Here is an 18128-nt window from a genome sequence, read left to right on the forward strand (position 1 = left end):
TTTTATCAAATATAAATACCTGCTAAAATATAAAATATCCCGCTTTCATCTTTTTCAACATAATCTGGCGCTTTTATCGGAAGGGAATAGGTGACACTCAGACTTCCGAAGTTAAAGTTCCTCTTCAGCCCCACCGAAGCTGAGAACAACTCCTCTCTGCTCAGGTATTTGCTGCTTCCCTTATTTATGCTGTTATCCGCAAAACCATAATCTGCTCCCAAAAAAAATTGGAGCCCGTGAAGTCCTTTGAGGACATGTCTGGGTTCCTTGAATCTGAGAGTATAATAAAGTTGTTGCCTGATAAACATCCCATTTTCTCCGCTTACTCCATTTTTAAAGCCCCTTACCGTAGTATCATCCCCTATGTAAAACTTATCTGAACTATAGAGGTTGTCCAAGCTGTACTGACTGTCCAAAGTACTCTCATAGGCCAGGGAATTATTTAGCCATCCCAGTGGTTTATAGTACCTTCCGTAAAATTTGATCCTATCAAACTGTCTTTTAGCCTCAGAGCCCTCTTTGTCTTTATGGGCCCCCAGGCTTCCCAGTCCCCTGGTATAGCTCAGTTTTCCGTACACACTTCCATTTAAAAGAATTCCTGTATACGAAACCCCTAAGTCGTATTGAGAACTTCTGTAGCTGCTGGACTCAACCCAGCTTTTCTCAATATAGTTATCGGAATCTTTCAGGGTAAAGTTTGACTCCAGCCTTACTCTTCCCCTGCTTCCATTAAAAATCGTTTTATTTAGTTTCAGTTTTATACTTTGTGTTTCACTTTCCTGGAGGATTTCATTTACCTCTCCCTCCATTGTATTCTTACTTTGGGAGTAACTGTAGTTAAATCCCGTTTCCCAGAACCCCATGGGGATCTTGTAATCAAGAAACGCGTTTCTACTATACCTTTCCGTATCATCCTCTGTAGTTGTGGATCCCTGGATATACAAGTTGTCGCTGAATCCTAAAATATCTCCATGGGTATATGAAAGCTTTACATTGTCCTCTCCTGTTCCCTCTGAACCTAAATTATCATAGTTTAAATCTATATTTCCTATCCTTTTCCTTTTAAAGTCTCCCTTCAAAATAGTTTGACCTATTTCACTTCCAGGAAGCAGTTTATAGGACCCCGTGCTTTTGGGTACACTATTTATTATGTTCTCGCTTAACTCAATTTTCTTTAGATCTATTACTTCTCCCTCTTTTATTTGCAAATTGAATTTCTCTTTAATTTTATCCTTTATCCTTCCATCATTTATCTCAACCTTCTCCAGTTTTCCTTCAAAGATTTGTAGACTTAACTCCTCTGATTTCAAATTTTGGTCTACTGGAATTGTTACCCGTGCAGCAATATATCCCTTTTTTATATAGGCATTGGTTATGTCTTTTATCAGCTGATGGATCTCAACCATACCCATTTCCTTGTTGACGTATTTTGATATTATTTCCTTCTTTTCCTTAGTCGAGAGAAGTTCGGAATTAATTAAGGTTATTTTTGAAACATAGAATTTTTTTCCCGAATTGATGTCGTAATCCTCTTCCTCTTCCACCTCTTCGATTTTCTCTACTTCCCTCCTTAACTGATTGCCTACTTCCTTTTCTATTCTCCTTCTCATTTCCTGTTCTTGAATTCTTTCAGCTGGGTTCCTTATTTCCCTCCCCAGGCTTATATGCGACAAAATTAACAGCAAAAATAAATATACTACTTTCTTTTTCATTTAGTTCCTTCCTCTAAAAAATAAACCTCTACTCTCCTGTTTTTTCTTCTATTTTCCTCTGTATCATTGGCTGCTACAGGTTCCGACCACCCCTTGCCTGAAATCTCAGTCCTTACCTCCAAATCCTCTGGCATTAACTCCATTATCAGATCAGCCACTGAACTGGCTCTTCTATAGGATAAACTTATATTGTACTCCTCTGGGCCTGTTTTATCAGTATGTCCCACAACCCTGAGCATTCCCTTCCTTCCTCTTATCCTTTCCACCACCCTTTCAGCTACTATATCCGAGGTTATAGTGGAATCTACAATGCTACCCTTATTTAAATCAAAACTCCCCAAATTACTGTCAAAGGTTAACAATTTTTCTATCAAACTGCTTCTCTCTAAACTTGGCAGGCTTACCCTGTTAGATACAACCATTCTTACATCCTCCCTGTAGCTCTTGCATGAAGTAATCACCACAGCTAAACCTATTAAAAAAATATATTTCATCACGCTTACTCCTTAAAATTTAATAGTCCCCCTCAGGAAAATCTCCTCTGCATCCTCATTCTCAACTACTTCCTTCAGCTCTCCTAGATCCAGAATATTGTAGCTTCTCAATGTACTTTCAGGAATAATCTCCTCTATCATCTCCTCTAAAATCCCAGAGCTTACTTCCCCAGAACCATACATTATTTTTCTATAAAACTTTTCAACCTTAACTTCCCCTTTATTTTCGTCCTTCGGCCCAAAATATTTATATGTCTTTTTTATGGTTTTTATGGGAACATACATTATTAAGTCTCTTCCCTCAAGGTTTAACACATATGATTTTTCAACAACCTTTTTCACTCTTCCTTTAGAGTCTTTTTTTTCTTTTATCTGATAAACTTTCTCCCACTTGGGGTCCCCCTCCTTCCTTTCCCCCTTCTTGTTGTCAAAAACAATCCTCTTGGCAAAAACTTTTTTTAGTGTTGTATTTTTACTCTCCATTACCTCAACCTTAAAAGAGTGCTGCTCCTGCAAGTCCTCTTCTAGATTCTTCTTAACTAAATAGTTGGCCACACTTGATCTGTTTGCTCCTCCCTCTAATAATTCCACTTCCAAAGATCCTTCTGCATCTAAGAAAGTGGCAAGCAAGAGAAATAAACCAGCTAAGTATAACTTCCTCCTAAAACTCATATGTCATCCCTACCTTTCCTGAAGCTTCCCACAGGTCCCTTCCAACTTCTGCTCCTCCATTAAGAAACACTGAAAATCTATCCGACAAGTCTGCTTCTATCCCTAGATCAAAAGCAAATGTTATAGCCGGCATATCAACCGGTTCCACATCGTATTTCACATCTGGCTTGAAAACGTAGTAACCCTCTCTGCTCTCCATAGGATCTCCAAAGTAGTAGTTCACCCTTCCTCCCAGCTTTGTTCTTATATTCTTATTCCGCTTTATTTGCTCTACTCCCAGATTCAATACAGGAGTTAATGTTTCATTTTTATCAATATCCATAGCATAGTAGTAATCGCCATCTTCTTTGTATCCCGGGGTATGCTGGTACACCACTCCCAGATCTATATATGAATTGTATACTGTATTTTTGTTGCTCCTGTATTCATGGCCTAGAGATACTCCTCCCTTGCTCACATAACTATCGTAGTCCGCCTCAAGACCTATATCCTTTCCTGTAACCCCTCTCTTAAGGTCATGGGTATTAATAGAAGTTGCCAGGTATCCCCCTACCTTAAACTCATCTATCCTTCTTACCAGGCTTCCGTTTAGAATATAGCTTTCCATGCTCTCTTTGCTTGAATGTCTGTATTTCAGACTGGTATCTATAAATGAAAAACCTAATTCATAGAGTACGTCTTCCGAGATCTTGTGGTGGAATTTAACACTACTTCCATACCTGTCGTAGTCAAACTTGCCTTTACCATCTCCGCCGTCAAAATTTCCGGACCCACCCACAGCTTCCATTTGGAATAAATATGGTATCTCTGCATTGTGAATCTTATCTATTGCTTTAAAGGAGTCTGTCGTATGAGCTACTTCATTAACATTTTTTATATCTAAGTATGAGTGGGGATAATTGAATACCCCGTCGTAGTATGAGTCGGGCAAATACTTCCCCTCTTCACTTCTTTTCAACACCAGGCTTAAATCGGTTTTGTCACTTGAGAGCCTGTAATCTCCCGTCCAGCCTTCCACCACATTTATTACTCCCACACTTTCATCCGACACTCCTGTAATTTCCTCTTCTGTAAAGATGTTTGGAATTACTATTTCATCTGCCTCAGTCACATAAACCCTGTCTATGGGCATATAGTTCAGCTTACCATCTATCTTCAGCTCCTTGGCATGAATTGTGCTGCTCAGTCCATCGTTGACCCCCACCTGCATCGTTAATTCACTTCCCTCAGATATTAAAAGGGTCCCTTCATAGTCAGCTGTACTTCTATGATCCTCTTTAAGGGTGTCTTTTTCTGGGGCTTTCAAGACAATGTTGTTTCCTATCTCAAAGGCACCCTCCTTTAAGTCCAGGTGAGAAAAATTGACTAAGTCATAGTTTAATTTATGGATGTCAGAGCTGTTGTCGGTATTAGTTCCATAAAAGGTCCCCACACCTCCAGCTGAGTATACCCTTCCCCTTACTGAGGATTTTGTATCCATATAAAGCTCACTGTCTTCAACTCCCATGTAGATAGCCACTCCATCCTCTGCTGTATTGCTTATATGTCCCTCATTTATTACTTTTGCATCGTTTATTGCCTGAATTCCATAGGACTCCTCTGTATCAACAAAAATAGTTCCCGTGTTCACCAAGGTGGTCCCGTCCAATCCAACTAATCCCGAGGAATTTTTTCCATGAATTTTGATACTCCCCTCATTTATTGCTTTTTTTATGTTGTACCTTGCATAGGCCGCCATAGAGTTACTTCCCTCTTCATCTATCCTTACGTTTCCAACACTTTTTACAACTGTATTATCGTCTGGATTCACATCAAAGGCTTGATTTCCATTCCCCTTTACTACGATTTCCCCTGTATTGATTAGGCCTGCATCTTCATTTTCATAATATATACCCGTCTGCCCCTCTCCCTTTATAACTATTTCTCCCTTATTTTGTATAAACTCTCCTCCTGGGTTGTAGATGGCAGCCCCACCCTTTCCCCCAAGAGATATTAATTTTTCATTGATAGTTTTTTTCCCGTCTTCGGAATGGATCCCGAAATTTGAACTTCCGTCTACAATATTAATATTTCCTCTATTAATAGCTTCACCGGTGTTTTCAACACTTATTACTGCAATCCCACTTCCATTTTTTACGTCTACATCCCCTTCGACTATCCCCTTCTGTATGTTATTTTTTACTTCAATAGCTCCTGAATTTGTGGAATCGATTATCGAAACCTTCCCCACACTCTTAACTTCACTGTCCTTAACCTCATCTACTGCAAAAGCCCAGTTTCCATTACCTTTTATTATTATTTCGCCGTCATTTTTAACCTCATTTACATTTGTATAAGTTACGGCTGTTCCTTCTGAACCTTCCATCAAGATTGTGCCGTTGTTTTGAACCTCATTTATCCCGATTCCGGTCAGTCCCACTCCAAAATCACCCTTCATATGTATTGTTCCGTTATTGACTGCATTATTCAAGGAAGGGTTACCAGATTTATTGTCACTGACGATTCCATAGTTTCTGTATCCCTCCATAATTATTTCACCACTATTCTCCAATTGTGATCCTTCATAAGAGATCATCCCTCTTCCTTGATATGCATCCGATCTTATGATCCCCTCATTAAATGACTTGGAGTCTCCCTTCCCCTCTATTGCTGCACTATTAGTTCCTGAAACTGTTATTTCACCTGTATTTTTTTGATTTGCGTCCGAGAAACCAACCATCCCCTGAGACATTGATCCACCAACAATTATTTTTCCACTATTTGTACTCCTTCCACCGTGAGATTCCATTGCTGCAACATTTCTTGAGTACTCTGTAATGTCTATTTCGCCGCTATTTTCTATGTTGCTGCCATTTCCCCCATAGATTCCTATATTGTTCTCTCCCTCTATTTTCATTGTTCCTATATTTTCTACAGTGGAGTCATCAGCAACAATTCCCATTCCCCCTCCATAAGACTCTATATTAATTATTCCTATATTTTTTACATGAGATTTATCTGTAGCTCTTATCGCTGCCAAGTTACTGTTATGTGAAGGATGAGTCCCCTCTACAAAAATTTCCCCCTTATTTACAAGCTCCTGCCCTGGATTTGTATTTTTCAACCCTTCCCTTTCAAGCAGTTGAGGGTTTCCCTCATTATCAACAATTACCTTGGTACCTTCTCCAATTTCAGTTGAATAACTTATTTTAGAACTTGTTACTATTAGGGCAGCTAAAAACAATATTGATTTCATTTTCACTTCAGAGACTCTCCTTATTTAAAACAGTTTTATTTTTTATTTTTTATTTTTTATTATTTCTTCAATTTTTTGATCTAAAGAGTATTTTTCTTTAACCTCTTCCAAAATATCTGCAATCTCATTTTTAAGTTTTGCTTCGTATATCAAATTTTTAATTGCAGGTTTAACTTCCTCTAGGGTTTTACCTTCCAGTCCCTCTTTGTTTTTGTTGTAGATCTCCAGCATCTCCTCCTCTGAAACATCGACTCTTTCGTTGGCCAGGGAAAGAATATAGTAGTCATTTACAGCTCTTCTTTTTAATGAATCCATCCTTTCCTTATCTTCCTTTGTTTTTAGCTTTAGGTTGGCCTCCTTATAGACAGCTTTTGATAAAAAAGCTCCCAGTAGCTCCTCCTCCGTTTTATTTGCTGCTTCTGCCTTTGTTAATCTCACCATCTTGTCATCTCCTTTTGATTTTTGAATTTCATTCTCGCCACATGCTAATAAGCTGAATAAGCTCAAAGCTAGAATTAATTTTTTCATGCTCTTCCTCCTTAATTTTTTAGTTTTTATCTTTTTCAAGCATACTGTCAATATATGAAATATATGTTTGCTTCAGTATATTATCGAACTCTATGACCCTGAACAAGTGTTAAAACCACCCATAATTAAAATCTACTTATAATTTTAAGTTTTTGTTCATTTTTTATAGTTTGATTTTTAAGTATAGGAAGAGAAATATTACTTATTTATTGAAAATAAAAATAAAAAATAAATTGATATTTTCAACTAAAAGACAGAGGAAAAAATTCAGTAAAAGATAAGTTATATTTCAATCCAATAAAAAAACAAGTACAAAATGCACCTGTTATAAAAATTCTTTTTTAACTATAAGTTCTAAAAAACTTATGGTATTTAATTTTTAGAAGAGAATAATAAAAAAGCTACAAGTGTTAAAAACACTTGTTTAAAATTCATAATTATTTTAAGATAATGTCTCCAGAAAACATCCCTGCTTTGCAAAACACTCGTGCTAAAGCCTTGCCTGGTTTAAAATAACGCTTTTATAAAAAATAAAATATTTGCTCATCTAATTTTTAAAAGGCTTAACTTAACAAGCCTCAATTATAAAAAACACTTGAATTAATTTCATAATTACTTTAAAATAACGTACCTTAGAATACGTACATGTTTACGATAAATAATTTAGGGTTTTTCTGTGTAAGCAGATTTAAATTTTATAAAATCAGTACTATATTTTTGAAAGGAGTTTATCTATGAAAAAACAAATTCGTTATCAGTATAATCTCGGCACTAACTTACCACTATCAAATAAATTTTATCTGGAACTTTTGAAAGAAGAAATTAAAGAAAGTAAGAAATTAAAGGGATTAAACCCCAGTGAGTTCTTCCTTCTTTCCTCTCTAAGAACCTATGAAGAGGTTACTTTTTATGAGCTAGATAAATACCTTCCTTTTGATAGAAAATTTTTACATGATAAAGTTAATAAGCTTGTGGAACTAAATCTAGTTAAAAAATCACTTAGAGCAGATGGGGCATCCCTCCTAAGTATATTTCCTGAAGTTCGGGAAGACATAAATAAAATAATTAAGGAAAAGGTTTCATTAATTTGCGAAGAGATGTCTGAAGAAAGGTTTCGGCTTCTCACGGAGTTGCTCAACGAGCTCAATGGAGCTTTAATGAGTATTTTAGGAAGGCCACCTTACAGGGAACTTAATGACAGATACATTGAAAAATGGGAGGTATAACTTATTTATTCTTCCAATAAAGTAAAATTCTTATCTTTTGAATAATAAGGCAGCGGGAAAATCCCAGGTAGAAAATCAGAAGGCGTTTATAGAGCCTATGATAGAGATGATCGCCAAACAGCTTCCCATAGATCTAGAAGTCAAAGTAAGAAGGGCATAATTCTATAAAGAAGTTATTACGCTTTAAAAATAATAATTTTTGAGTTCATACAGGTCCTAAAAGGGACCTGTTTTATTTGAATAAATTAAGTTTTCGATTAATTTTAATATACTTTCTTAACTTTACTCCTCTGATTATTTCATATGTATTTTTTAACTTTTATAGATTTCGCCTTTTATTAATAATAAAGTGATGAATAGAATAGCTGTTAGCAGGAAATTTATTATTAATTCAACTTTCAATTGGTAGTTGTCAAACTCCTTTATTACTATATACAACTACATATATAAGTTTAGAATCAAAATGAATATATAATAAGAATTTAACAACTTTTATTCTTGACTTTACTTAAAGGTAATTCTAAAGTTTTTTAGTTGGTTTATCTTCATTATCTAACAATAAGAAATATACTTCCTCTTTATTGAATCGTTGAACGAATCTAAAGGTGTCTGATTACTATGAAGTTTTAGAACTTAAATCATATCCTTTTTTAATGGGAGTATTGATTGGCCTAATAAAAAAACTTTCTAAAGGGCCATGTGATAAATTGACGATTTCATCTGATAGATGGAGGAGACATTAGAATCAAACTCACAACAACTGTTTAGGTCATTTTATAAATAAAAACAGAAAAGAAAAGTCCTGTAGAGTACATCACTCCTGTAGGAGTGATGTACTCTACAGGATGGTGTTAAAGATAAAGATCATACCACTTTAGCTGTTCGGCAGATACTTTTTGAAGGGCATCTCCAGTATAGATGTCGTAGTGGGTAGAATCCACCATTATAATTTTTTTTTCACTAGTAGTTAGACTACTGTATATTTTCTCCGATTCCCCTGAATGATTTACCTTATCTCTGGCTGCTCCCACGATCAATACGGGAATATTTATCTTATGGGAAATTTTTTCTGGTTTCCATTCATCGATATAGCTTATGGTGGTGAATGGAACCTTAACTTTAAGAGCTTCTGGAAACAAAGGACTGTATTCTTCAAAAAACTTCTGGGATTGATCATCTGAAAGAATTTTTTTCAAAGGTAGCTTCATAATCTTATTTTTGCTTGTGGCACTCAATAAAGATTTATTAATGGACTCCCTCCTTTTGGTCTTCTCCATCTCTGATAAGCCATAGGTGTTGTTTCTCTCGCCGTCTCCAAATGCAATCTGTATACAAAGAGCCTTGACCCTTTCATCATTAGCTGAAGCAATTAAGGCATTTGCACCACCTAAAGATGTGCCCCAAAGACCTATTCTTGAAGAGTTGATCTCAGCCTGTGAACTTATAAAAGTTATTGCACTTCTTATATCTCTTACCTGCTCCTCAGGAATGATCTGTCCCTGAGGACCATCACTTTCTCCAAATCCCCTATAATCAAAAGTAAAAACAGCATAGCCCTCCTCTGCAAACTTTAGGGCAAAGTTTGGAAGAAGAAGCTCCTTTATTCCTGCAAAACCATGGCAAAGGATGATCGCTGGAAGCTGGGTGCCTCCACTATAACCTTTGGGAAGATATAAGTTCCCCTTTAATTTGTATCCGTCTGAATAGAATTCTAATTCTTTTAACATAAATCCCCCTTTTAATAAATTGTTAGAACAAACTAAATTATATAGTCACAACACTGTACCTCTTAATTAAAAATATAACAAGTGTTTAACCCACTCTACAAATAAATAAAGTTCAATGTAAGAATAAACTTAAATATCCTCCTACTGAAGCTACTTTATCACAGGCTAGACGAATCCTCATTTTGTCCCAGGGCCTTTGCATTTCTGTTGACATTATCATACCCCTTAGTCCTTTTTAAAGCATCTTCCCCTGGCATATTGCCGGTACCACCATTCATAGCTACTCCAACTATTTCTTCATTAAGATAAATCCCATGCCATAGTATACCCTTTCGATCTTTCTTTCGTACCTGCCTGTGTTCATAACTTCTACCTTTATATTCTATCCTTTCAAGTTTTTTATCTACTAATTACAATGAGCATAGTCATGTCGCAGTTCGGGTATTACGCTGGTGAAAACTTCTCATTAAATACATTTTATTAATGACTGTAAGATTTCATAACTCATAGAAAATTAAACATTTTATGAATTATTGAAAATTCTTTTCCAGCTGCAATTTTACTCTCCCTCAACAGAAGACAGTGGTTTAAGATATTGGATGCCAGCAGGGGAAGGGAAGTAGATTAATTTAATGTAATCTTGAGAAAAGCCTCCATCCCTACTTCATCTTAATCTCCATGAATAAACTAGTTACTTTCTTCCCTTAAATAGTTGAGTTTCGTAACAATATATGATAGAGTGTCTGGTAAGAGAACTACTTCATTGGTCCTTAGGTCATTGGAATAGTCTCTTGAAAAGAGAATTTGGGAGGAAGATATGAAGAAGCTAATCATCGCTATAGCAACCCTTACTCTGGGAACTGCGCTAATGGCAAATACAACCACTGGTAGTGGAGAGGGATACAACGGGGATATCCTTGTGGAAGTAACAAGAGATGGAGACAAGATTACTGCTGTGGAGGTAGTGGATCACTCAGATACTCCGGGAATCGCAAAGAGAGCTATCTCAAGGGTAACTGGAGCTATAATTGAAGCTCAGTCTACAGAGGTAGACACAGTAGCTGGAGCTACCTATACTTCAGAGGGAATTATCCAGGCTGTAGAGGATGCTCTTTCCAAGTAATTAAAATATATCAAGGGAGTCGTACGTCAGTACGGCTCTTTTTTTATTTCAATTAAAAGGTTTTTAGGCCTATATTTTCTATATAATATTCAGTTACCTTTAAAATTTATAGTGAATATATCTAGTAATCTGAGTATCAGATAAAGGGGAGGGGTTAGCTATGAAACTTTCAAGTTATTTGGATCCGGCATTTATATATACCGATATAGAAGCTGAGACCAAAGAGGAGGTTGTAAGGGAGATCTTAAACAGGATCTCAGCCAGGGACAGGGGCGTAGCAAGGATGAAGGATACCATCTTAAAGGGAATCATGACAAGGGAGGAGGAGATCTCTACCTGTATGGGAATGGGAATAGCTATCCCCCATGCCAGAATAGATGGTTTCGATGACTTTTTAATAAGTATTGCAACAGTAAAAAATCCTATTTCATGCCAGGTGGCTTCCCTAAACCAGGCAGATGAGGTTAAGGTATTTATCCTTATTGCCTCAGAGGTTCTGAAAAACAAGAGGATGCTCAAGGTAATGTCGGGAATTATGAAGATGGCCACAAAAACTCCAGAGGTCTTAGAGGAGATAAAGAAAGCCACAGATCCAGGAAAGATCTTTCAGCTGATAAAGAAGAAGGACATTGAGATAGATGGAAAGATCACTGCAGAAGATGTTTTGAGTCCAGATCTCCATCCGGTTCTACCTTCAGATACCTTAGAGGAGGTTGCTAAGAGGCTTATTGTAGAGGGGAGAGCTGGTCTTCCTGTTGTGGGAGAAAATGGCAGGTTTCTGGGAGAGATCACAGAAAGGGAGCTCATTGAGTTCGGAATGCCAAAGTACACCTCAGTAATGCAGGATCTTAGCTTCCTCACAGTGGGAGAGCCCTTCGAGGAGTATCTGGTCAATGAAAAAACTGCAACTATTGAAGACCTCTACAGAAGAAAGGATGTTTTGATAGTTGACCGGAGGGAATCCATTATGGAGATCTGCTTTCTTATGGTAAATAAGGGAAAAACAAGGCTCTATGTAGTGGAAAACGGCCACTACTTTGGAATGATTCAGAGATCGGATATTATTAAGAAGGTTCTCCACATTTAAAAATGAAGAAAGGACGCTTATAATGGACTTCAGTTTAGTTGTTGCTCTCATTGTTTTTATCACAACATTCTACTTTATCATTACAGAAAAGATTCCAAGATCTGTAGCAGCTGTAATAGGAGGAGGGGCTGTAGTTTTTTTTAGAATAATCGATGAACATGAAGCTCTTCACGCCATAGGAATAAACCTTGAGATAATATTTCTTCTCATGGGACTCATGATAATTGTAAATATCATGTCGGAAACCGGTATATTTCAATGGGTCGCCATAAAGATGGCTCAGGCCGCCAGAGGAGAACCCATAAAGATAATGATCCTTCTGGGAATAGCATCTGCCGTGGCATCTGCTTTTCTGGATAATGTAACTACAATACTCCTGATATTTCCTATATCTATACTTATAGCAGAGGAACTAAAGCTTGATTCCCTTCCCTTTCTACTTACGGAAATATTTGCAGTTAATCTTGGTGGGGCTGCCACCCTTGTAGGTGACCCGCCAAACCTTATCATAGGTAGTAAGGCTGACTTTGGCTTCAATGATTTTCTGATCAATATGGGTCCCCTTGTTATTATTAATATGGTAGTATTTCTCCTTACTATGGTATTTTTTTTCCGGAAAAAATTGGTGGTTTCCAGGGTCCTCAAGGCAAAAATTATGGAGATGGATGCGGACAGAGTAATCAAGGACAGGGTTCTTCTGAAGAAATCCCTTGCTGTCTTTGCCCTTGTGATTATAGGCTTTATTACAAATGTAGTTACTCACTTTGGGCTGGCAGTGATCTCCATCTCTGGAGCTATTGTTCTTGTCCTCATTACTAAAAAAGATCCCGACCATATCTACAGCCAGATCGAGTGGCCAACTCTATTCTTCTTTGCCGGCCTATTTATCATAGTGGATGCCCTTGCTGCCACAGGGATAATCAGCAGTGCTGGTCAGGAGATCGTCAAGCTCACCAGAGGAAACATAAAGTACACCGCTGTATTTACAGTCCTCTCATCTACAGCTCTTGCTCCCCTCTTGGGAGCTATGCCATATACAATATCCTTTGTAAAGGTATTGGGGGAACTTACTACCCACCTTCCTGGAAATACCGATCCCTTGTGGTGGGCCCTCTCTATGGGAGCTTGCTTTGGGGGAAATATGACCCTTATCGGCTCAGCTGCCAATGTGGTGGGAGCCAGCATGGCTGAAAAGGCTGGAACCCCCATCAGTTTTATAAAGTTTTTCAGGTATGGAGTTATAGTAACACTTCAATCTACAATTCTCAGTCTTATCTACCTCATCCTGAGATACTTCTAATTAAAACTCTTAAAGAGAGAGTAGTTTAAAAAATAAAAGAGAGGGAGGCTCTGTTACGAGCCTCCCTCTCTTTTATCTCTTCCCCAAATTATATCTCTTTAGTCTCTAAGCTTCCTTCTATCTTCCCCACTCAGATGGTGCCTTGTTCCACTTAAGAGCTGTTTCAGCTTCATCTGACTTCAGGTACTCCTTCTCAGTTGCTAGACCGATCAGATTTGAGAAGTTTGATAGAGTTACCCATGGACAATTTGCCTCATCAAATGCCTTGTGAGCCTTCTCAAACTCATATGAGAAGATCGCCACTACCTCTACAGACTCTGCTCCAGCCTCTCTTGCTGCTTCCACTGCCTTGATGGAGCTTCCACCAGTTGAGATAAGGTCCTCTACTACGATTACTTTCTTCCCCTTTAGATCTGCTCCCTCTATCTGGTTTCCAGCTCCGTGTGCCTTCTTAGCTGATCTGATATATGCCATAGGTACATTCAGCCTGTCCGCTACAAATGCTGCCCAAGGGATTCCTGCTGTTGCTGTTCCTGCCAGTACATCGTACTCCTTGTCTGCAAGCATCTCTACGAACCCCTCTACTACAGCTCCTCTTCCTTCAGGATATCCGATAACCTTTCTGTTGTCACAGTAGATTGGACTCTTGATCCCCGATACAAATGTGAATGGCTCCGCTACATTTAGTCTTACTGCCTCTGTCTCTAATAATACTGATGCTACTACCTTTGCTCTATCCATTTATCTTCACTTCCCTTCCATTAATTTTATTAAACTTATCTTCATTGTCTGCACTATAGATTACATTTCCATTTACCACTGTGGTCTCAACCCTTCCCTTGACCTCTCTTCCGTCAAAGGGGGTCCATCCGCACCTTGAAACTATCTCCTCATTTTTCAGGGTATACCTTCTCTCCATATCCACTATGATTATATCTGCATCATACCCAGCCTCCAGCCTTCCCTTTCCCTTTAGGTTAAAGATCTCAGCTGGTTTGGTGGAGTACATCTCCACAAGCTTAGCCAGAGTCAGCCTTCCCTCATTTACTGCATCCAGCATCAGAGGCATAGCCGTTTCTATCCCTGGAATTCCAAAGGTTACCTTGGCATCCTTCTCCTCTAGTGTATGAGGGGCGTGATCTGTACCTAGGGTATCTATCATTCCCTCCTCTATGGCTCTCCACATGGCATCCACATCTGTCTGGGGCTTCAGCTCAGGCTTCATCCTGAGCCTCTGAGTCTGCTCCTCAAGGTTCAGGAATAGGTGGTGTGGCGTTACCTCCACATAGATCTCCTTATAGTCCTTTCTAGCTTCCCTAACAAGCTCCAGCTCAGACTCCTGGGAGATGTGACACAGGTAGAGCTTCTTGTTGTACTTCCTTGCAAAGTCGATGGCCTTCTGTACCATCTCTCCCTCTGCATGGACCATTACCTTTTCGCTTGCCTCAAAGATCTCTCCCAGTACCTCATCATTTTCTATGAGCATCTTTCCTGTGGATATATTGAGGAATACCTTTGTTGCCACAATATTCTGGGCTCTTCTTATCTCATCTGAGTTGTTGTCCAGGGATCCCCCAAAGTTAAACCCGAAGTTTACTATGGACTTCTCCTCTGAGAGTCTTCTCTTCTCCTCCAGTGCTTCCACTGTGATAGTTGCAGGATTGGTGTTTGGCATATCTATATAGGTAGTTACTCCACCCTTGGCACAGGCCATACTTCCCGTCTCAATGGTTTCCTTGTGAGTCATTCCAGGTTCCCTCATGTGTGTATGTACATCTATCATCCCTGGAAGAACATCCTTCCCCTGGGCATCCAGGATCTCCCCGCTATACTCCATACCAGCCTCTATCTTGGCTATCTTCCCCTCTTGGATAAGGATATCCACCAATCCCTCTCTATCTATTAACTTACAATTTTTTATCAGCATCGATATCCTCCTCTATACTACTTTTACCTTTCTATGCCAGCGCTTCTTGGATCTCAGCCATTACCAGGTTCGCTGCTTCCACTGGGTTCTCAGCCTTGGTAATCGGTCTTCCCACTACCAGGAAGTCACATCCGCTTTCGATGGCCTTCTTAGGTGTCATAATTCTCTTCTGATCGTTGGCTGCTGCCCACTGTGGTCTTACTCCCGGACAGATAGTCTTAAAGCTTTCCCCGCAGACCTCCTTGATACTCGCTGCTTCCCATGGCGAACAAACTACTCCGTCCATTCCGCTCTCCTTTGTAGCCTTTGCCCAGTGCATAGCCAGCTCCTTGATGTTAAGCTCCGTTGCAAAGTGCTCTGAAACCTCCTCCTCTGAGAAGCTTGTAAGTACTGTTACAGCGATAGCCATCGTTTCAGGGCTGATCTCCTTTACCCTTTCAGCCACGCTCTTCATCATAGTTCTTCCTCCACCTGCGTGTACGTTGAACATGAATACATCCTGCTTGGCAGCAAAGATGGAAGCCATCGTTGTAGTGTTTGGAATATCGTGGAACTTAAGGTCTAGGAAGATCTTCTTTCCAAGACCGTTAAGGTAGTTTACTGCCTCTCCCTTGGAGTTAAGGAACATCTCAAGTCCTACCTTATATACCGATACTGCATCTCCCAGTGTTTCAACAAGTCCCTTTGCATCCTCTAATGTTGGATAGTCCAGTGCTACGATTAATCTGTCCTTTGCATTTATCATGTGAATTCTCCTTCTTATAAAATTATTTTTCAACCCTATAAATCTCTCTATCCTTCAATTCTCCACTGCTCCCCCAGCAGCTGGATCTATCATCTATGCTGTCTTTTCCTTCTTCTCCTCCACTGCCTTTGGCGGGTGGATACATCCTACTATCTCAGAGATGTTTTCTAGGTTATTCTCCTCACAGTACTTCTGCAGTCCCTCTTTGATCTCCACTGGGAGCATTGGGTTTGTGAATATTCCCGTTCCCAGAGAGATTGCGTTGGCTCCTGCCATGAAGAACTCGATTGCATCCTCTACACTTGAGATTCCTCCCATTCCAAGTACCGGAATGTTCACTGCCTGGGATACCTGATATACCATTCTCAGTGCTACTGGCTTTACCGCCGGTCCCGATAGTCCCCCGAAGATATTTCCAAGTACTGGCTTCTTCTTCTTAATGTCTATCGCCATTCCAAGAAGGGTGTTGATAAGGGCTACTGCGTCTGCCCCGTTGGCCTCTACTATCTTTGCTATTCCTACGATATCTGTTACATTTGGTGACAACTTTACGATGATTGGCTTAGTTGTAACCTCCCTCACCATCTTAGTTACCTTCCCTGCTACCTCTGGGTTTGCTCCAAAGGCCATTCCCCCGTCCTTTACATTGGGACATGAGATGTTCAGCTCTATGGCTTTCACTGCATCTATCTTTTCCACCCTCTTAGCTATCTCTATGTACTCCTCTACAGTCTTTCCATTGATGTTTGCTATGATGGGGCTTGTGATATCCTTGATCTCCTCTAGGATTACATTCTCAAAGTAGTCTATCCCCGGGTTTTCCAGTCCTACGCAGTTCAGCATCCCTGCAGGAGTTTCAGCTATTCTCGTACCGTAGTTTCCGTCTCTTGGCTCATTGGTAAGTCCCTTTACCACCACAGCTCCAAGCTCACTTGGATCGAAGTAGTCCTTGTACTCCCTTCCGAACCCGAAGCATCCAGATGCTGTCATAATCGGGTTGTTTAAATCTAAACCTACAAAACTCGTCTTCAATCTATTCATTAATTTTCTCCTCGCTTTTTAAAGAATTATCTGTGTCGGTCCTACTCCTGACTTCCTTAGTTACAGCTGCATCCTGGCTTGTCTGCTGGATCGAAATCTAGGATCTCCTCTGCGTCAAATACCGGTCCGTCTGCACATACCTTCTTCATACCAGCCTTTGTCTTTATGGAGCACCCTACACATGCCTTTACTCCGCATGCCATTCTCTCCTCTAGGGATATCTGGCATCTTACTCCACTCTGGTATGCTGTGTCTGCTACCGCGAGCATCATTCCGTGGGGACCACATGTGTAGATAAGGTCGTAGCTGTCCTTAGCCAGCATATCCTTTAGGACCTCCACTGTATTTCCCTTTACTCCCACGCTTCCGTCATCTGTTACCACTGTGATCTCATCTATATTAAAGTTCTTTACTATCTCTACTGCTCCGGCATCTCTTCCTCCGGCGATGAACCTTACGCTGTTTTTCTCTCCTAACTTCTCAGCAAGAAGCTTCAGAGGAGCCATTCCCATTCCTCCTCCTACAAGGATTACCTTCTTTCCCTCTATCCCAGTATCAAAACCTGTTCCCAGAGGTCCCTGGATATTTATCTCATCCCCAGTCTGAAGTCCTGCAAACTCAGCTGTTCCCTTACCTACAGTTTCATAGTAGAACTCTAGCACTTCATTATCTGCATCTGCGTGGTGAAGACTTATGGGTCTTCTCAGTACCCTTACATCATTTTTACACTTTATCATGAAGAACTGTCCTGCTTTGGCTGCCTTGGCTGCCTTAGGTGCTCTTACCTTCATTAGATAGTACTTATCCCCAACGTACCTGTTCTCTAAAATCTTTACATCCTCTAAATACATTCCTTCACCTCTATCTTAAATTTATTGAATTCTTATGAGTTGTTCTCTCGCAGTAGTTGCACCTGTAGTTGTCCTCTTCCCTGTAAAACTTAGTGGGTGCTCCCTCAAAGTTTGTGATGCACTTTGGATTTCCGCACTTGATGGTTCCCACTACCACATCAGGTGCTGAAACCTTCTCCTTCTTTACAACCTTGCAATCCTCTATATAGTTGATGGTAGCTTCTGGAGCAAGGAGAGCTATCTTTTCCATCTCCCCCTTCTCTATCTTCCTTCCCTCTACCTTTATTATTCCCTTTCTTCCAAGAGCTTTGCTTTCTAAGTTAAAGGCTACAGTTACCTTCTCCTTGGCACTACTCAGCTCAAGGATCTCCATTATCTTAAGGGTCTTCTCTGAATCTATATGATCTATAACGCTCCCGTTTTTAATTGCTGTTATCTGAAGTTCCATTCTCTTCCCTCC

The 18128-nt window shown here is 39.6% G+C and carries 16 protein-coding genes; 4 read left to right on the forward strand and 12 right to left on the reverse strand.

The features are described 5' to 3' along the window. Positions 1-5: 5 nt before the first annotated feature. The 5 genes from QMG11_RS02460 to QMG11_RS02480 all read right to left on the reverse strand — a co-directional run bounded on the left by QMG11_RS02460 (position 6) and on the right by QMG11_RS02480 (position 6641). Entirely contained in the window at positions 6-1712 is a 1707-nt protein-coding gene (locus QMG11_RS02460; protein WP_281833205.1) for a ShlB/FhaC/HecB family hemolysin secretion/activation protein, read from the reverse strand. Then, on the reverse strand, positions 1709-2206 hold the full coding sequence (locus QMG11_RS02465; RefSeq protein ID WP_281833206.1) for an OmpA family protein: 498 nt from the start codon (positions 2204-2206) through the stop codon (positions 1709-1711). The genes QMG11_RS02460 and QMG11_RS02465 overlap by 4 nt, the downstream gene beginning before the upstream one ends. A 12-nt stretch (positions 2207-2218) precedes the next feature. After that, the gene (locus QMG11_RS02470) at positions 2219-2548 is read right to left on the reverse strand and encodes a hypothetical protein (protein WP_281833208.1); all 330 of its coding nucleotides are present in this window, start codon (positions 2546-2548) and stop codon (positions 2219-2221) included. 319 nt (positions 2549-2867) lie between these two features. Next, positions 2868-6113: an autotransporter outer membrane beta-barrel domain-containing protein gene (locus QMG11_RS02475; RefSeq protein WP_281833474.1), complete on the reverse strand. Its 3246-nt coding sequence runs from the start codon at positions 6111-6113 to the stop codon at positions 2868-2870. A 42-nt stretch (positions 6114-6155) separates the two neighbouring features. Further along, positions 6156-6641: a hypothetical protein gene (locus tag QMG11_RS02480; protein ID WP_281833210.1), complete on the reverse strand. Its 486-nt coding sequence runs from the start codon at positions 6639-6641 to the stop codon at positions 6156-6158. Between the two features lie 734 nt (positions 6642-7375). Here QMG11_RS02480 and QMG11_RS02485 point away from each other — a divergent pair. Next, positions 7376-7867 (forward strand): MarR family transcriptional regulator, encoded by a 492-nt coding sequence (locus QMG11_RS02485; protein ID WP_281833212.1) that lies wholly within the window; start codon positions 7376-7378, stop codon positions 7865-7867. Between the two features lie 851 nt (positions 7868-8718). Here QMG11_RS02485 and QMG11_RS02490 read toward each other — a convergent pair. Next, entirely contained in the window at positions 8719-9594 is an 876-nt protein-coding gene (locus QMG11_RS02490; RefSeq protein WP_281833214.1) for an alpha/beta hydrolase, read from the reverse strand. A gap of 817 nt (positions 9595-10411) precedes the next feature. On the opposite strand from QMG11_RS02490, the gene QMG11_RS02495 reads away from it, so the two are divergent. The 3 genes from QMG11_RS02495 (at position 10412) to QMG11_RS02505 (ending at position 13104) form a co-directional block, all read left to right on the forward strand. Beyond that, on the forward strand, positions 10412-10717 hold the full coding sequence (locus QMG11_RS02495) for an FMN-binding protein (RefSeq protein ID WP_281833216.1): 306 nt from the start codon (positions 10412-10414) through the stop codon (positions 10715-10717). Between the two features lie 160 nt (positions 10718-10877). Beyond that, on the forward strand, positions 10878-11804 hold the full coding sequence (locus QMG11_RS02500; RefSeq protein ID WP_281833217.1) for a PTS sugar transporter subunit IIA: 927 nt from the start codon (positions 10878-10880) through the stop codon (positions 11802-11804). A gap of 22 nt (positions 11805-11826) precedes the next feature. Beyond that, entirely contained in the window at positions 11827-13104 is a 1278-nt protein-coding gene (locus tag QMG11_RS02505) for an ArsB/NhaD family transporter (protein ID WP_281833218.1), read from the forward strand. Positions 13105-13221: 117 nt separating this feature from the next. Here the strand turns inward: QMG11_RS02505 and pyrE are convergent, their stop codons facing one another. The 6 genes from pyrE to pyrI form a co-directional block, all read right to left on the reverse strand. Continuing rightward, entirely contained in the window at positions 13222-13845 is a 624-nt protein-coding gene (pyrE, locus tag QMG11_RS02510) for an orotate phosphoribosyltransferase (protein WP_281833220.1), read from the reverse strand. Further along, entirely contained in the window at positions 13838-15031 is a 1194-nt protein-coding gene (locus tag QMG11_RS02515; RefSeq protein WP_281833221.1) for a dihydroorotase, read from the reverse strand. Before QMG11_RS02515 ends, pyrE begins: the two co-directional genes overlap by 8 nt. Positions 15032-15062: 31 nt before the next feature. Further along, the gene (gene pyrF, locus QMG11_RS02520; protein ID WP_281833475.1) at positions 15063-15773 is read right to left on the reverse strand and encodes an orotidine-5'-phosphate decarboxylase; all 711 of its coding nucleotides are present in this window, start codon (positions 15771-15773) and stop codon (positions 15063-15065) included. 96 nt (positions 15774-15869) lie between these two features. After that, positions 15870-16817 (reverse strand): dihydroorotate dehydrogenase, encoded by a 948-nt coding sequence (locus tag QMG11_RS02525; protein ID WP_281833223.1) that lies wholly within the window; start codon positions 16815-16817, stop codon positions 15870-15872. Between the two features lie 56 nt (positions 16818-16873). Continuing rightward, positions 16874-17668 (reverse strand): dihydroorotate dehydrogenase electron transfer subunit, encoded by a 795-nt coding sequence (locus QMG11_RS02530; protein ID WP_281833225.1) that lies wholly within the window; start codon positions 17666-17668, stop codon positions 16874-16876. A 10-nt stretch (positions 17669-17678) separates the two neighbouring features. Then, positions 17679-18116 carry an aspartate carbamoyltransferase regulatory subunit gene (pyrI, locus tag QMG11_RS02535; RefSeq protein WP_281833226.1) on the reverse strand — a complete coding sequence of 146 codons (438 nt, stop codon included), beginning with the start codon at positions 18114-18116 and terminating at the stop codon, positions 17679-17681. Between the last annotated feature and the right edge of the window lie 12 nt (positions 18117-18128).

The organism is Propionigenium maris DSM 9537 (assembly GCF_027925155.1).
Classification (GTDB): domain Bacteria; phylum Fusobacteriota; class Fusobacteriia; order Fusobacteriales; family Fusobacteriaceae; genus Propionigenium; species Propionigenium maris.

Excerpts from the sequence above, each read along its gene's own strand:
- QMG11_RS02485 (WP_281833212.1), top strand. The coding sequence starts at position 7,376 with ATGAAAAAACAAATTCGTTATCAGTATAATCTCGGCACTAACTTACCA.
- QMG11_RS02515 (WP_281833221.1), bottom strand. The coding sequence starts at position 15,031 with ATGCTGATAAAAAATTGTAAGTTAATAGATAGAGAGGGATTGGTGGAT.
- QMG11_RS02530 (WP_281833225.1), bottom strand. The coding sequence starts at position 17,668 with ATGTATTTAGAGGATGTAAAGATTTTAGAGAACAGGTACGTTGGGGAT.
- pyrE (WP_281833220.1), bottom strand. The coding sequence starts at position 13,845 with ATGGATAGAGCAAAGGTAGTAGCATCAGTATTATTAGAGACAGAGGCA.
- QMG11_RS02475 (WP_281833474.1), bottom strand. The coding sequence starts at position 6,113 with ATGAAATCAATATTGTTTTTAGCTGCCCTAATAGTAACAAGTTCTAAA.
- pyrI (WP_281833226.1), bottom strand. The coding sequence starts at position 18,116 with ATGGAACTTCAGATAACAGCAATTAAAAACGGGAGCGTTATAGATCAT.
- QMG11_RS02495 (WP_281833216.1), top strand. The coding sequence starts at position 10,412 with ATGAAGAAGCTAATCATCGCTATAGCAACCCTTACTCTGGGAACTGCG.
- QMG11_RS02490 (WP_281833214.1), bottom strand. The coding sequence starts at position 9,594 with ATGTTAAAAGAATTAGAATTCTATTCAGACGGATACAAATTAAAGGGG.
- QMG11_RS02460 (WP_281833205.1), bottom strand. The coding sequence starts at position 1,712 with ATGAAAAAGAAAGTAGTATATTTATTTTTGCTGTTAATTTTGTCGCAT.
- QMG11_RS02465 (WP_281833206.1), bottom strand. The coding sequence starts at position 2,206 with ATGAAATATATTTTTTTAATAGGTTTAGCTGTGGTGATTACTTCATGC.
- QMG11_RS02500 (WP_281833217.1), top strand. The coding sequence starts at position 10,878 with ATGAAACTTTCAAGTTATTTGGATCCGGCATTTATATATACCGATATA.
- QMG11_RS02505 (WP_281833218.1), top strand. The coding sequence starts at position 11,827 with ATGGACTTCAGTTTAGTTGTTGCTCTCATTGTTTTTATCACAACATTC.
- QMG11_RS02525 (WP_281833223.1), bottom strand. The coding sequence starts at position 16,817 with ATGAATAGATTGAAGACGAGTTTTGTAGGTTTAGATTTAAACAACCCG.
- QMG11_RS02480 (WP_281833210.1), bottom strand. The coding sequence starts at position 6,641 with ATGAAAAAATTAATTCTAGCTTTGAGCTTATTCAGCTTATTAGCATGT.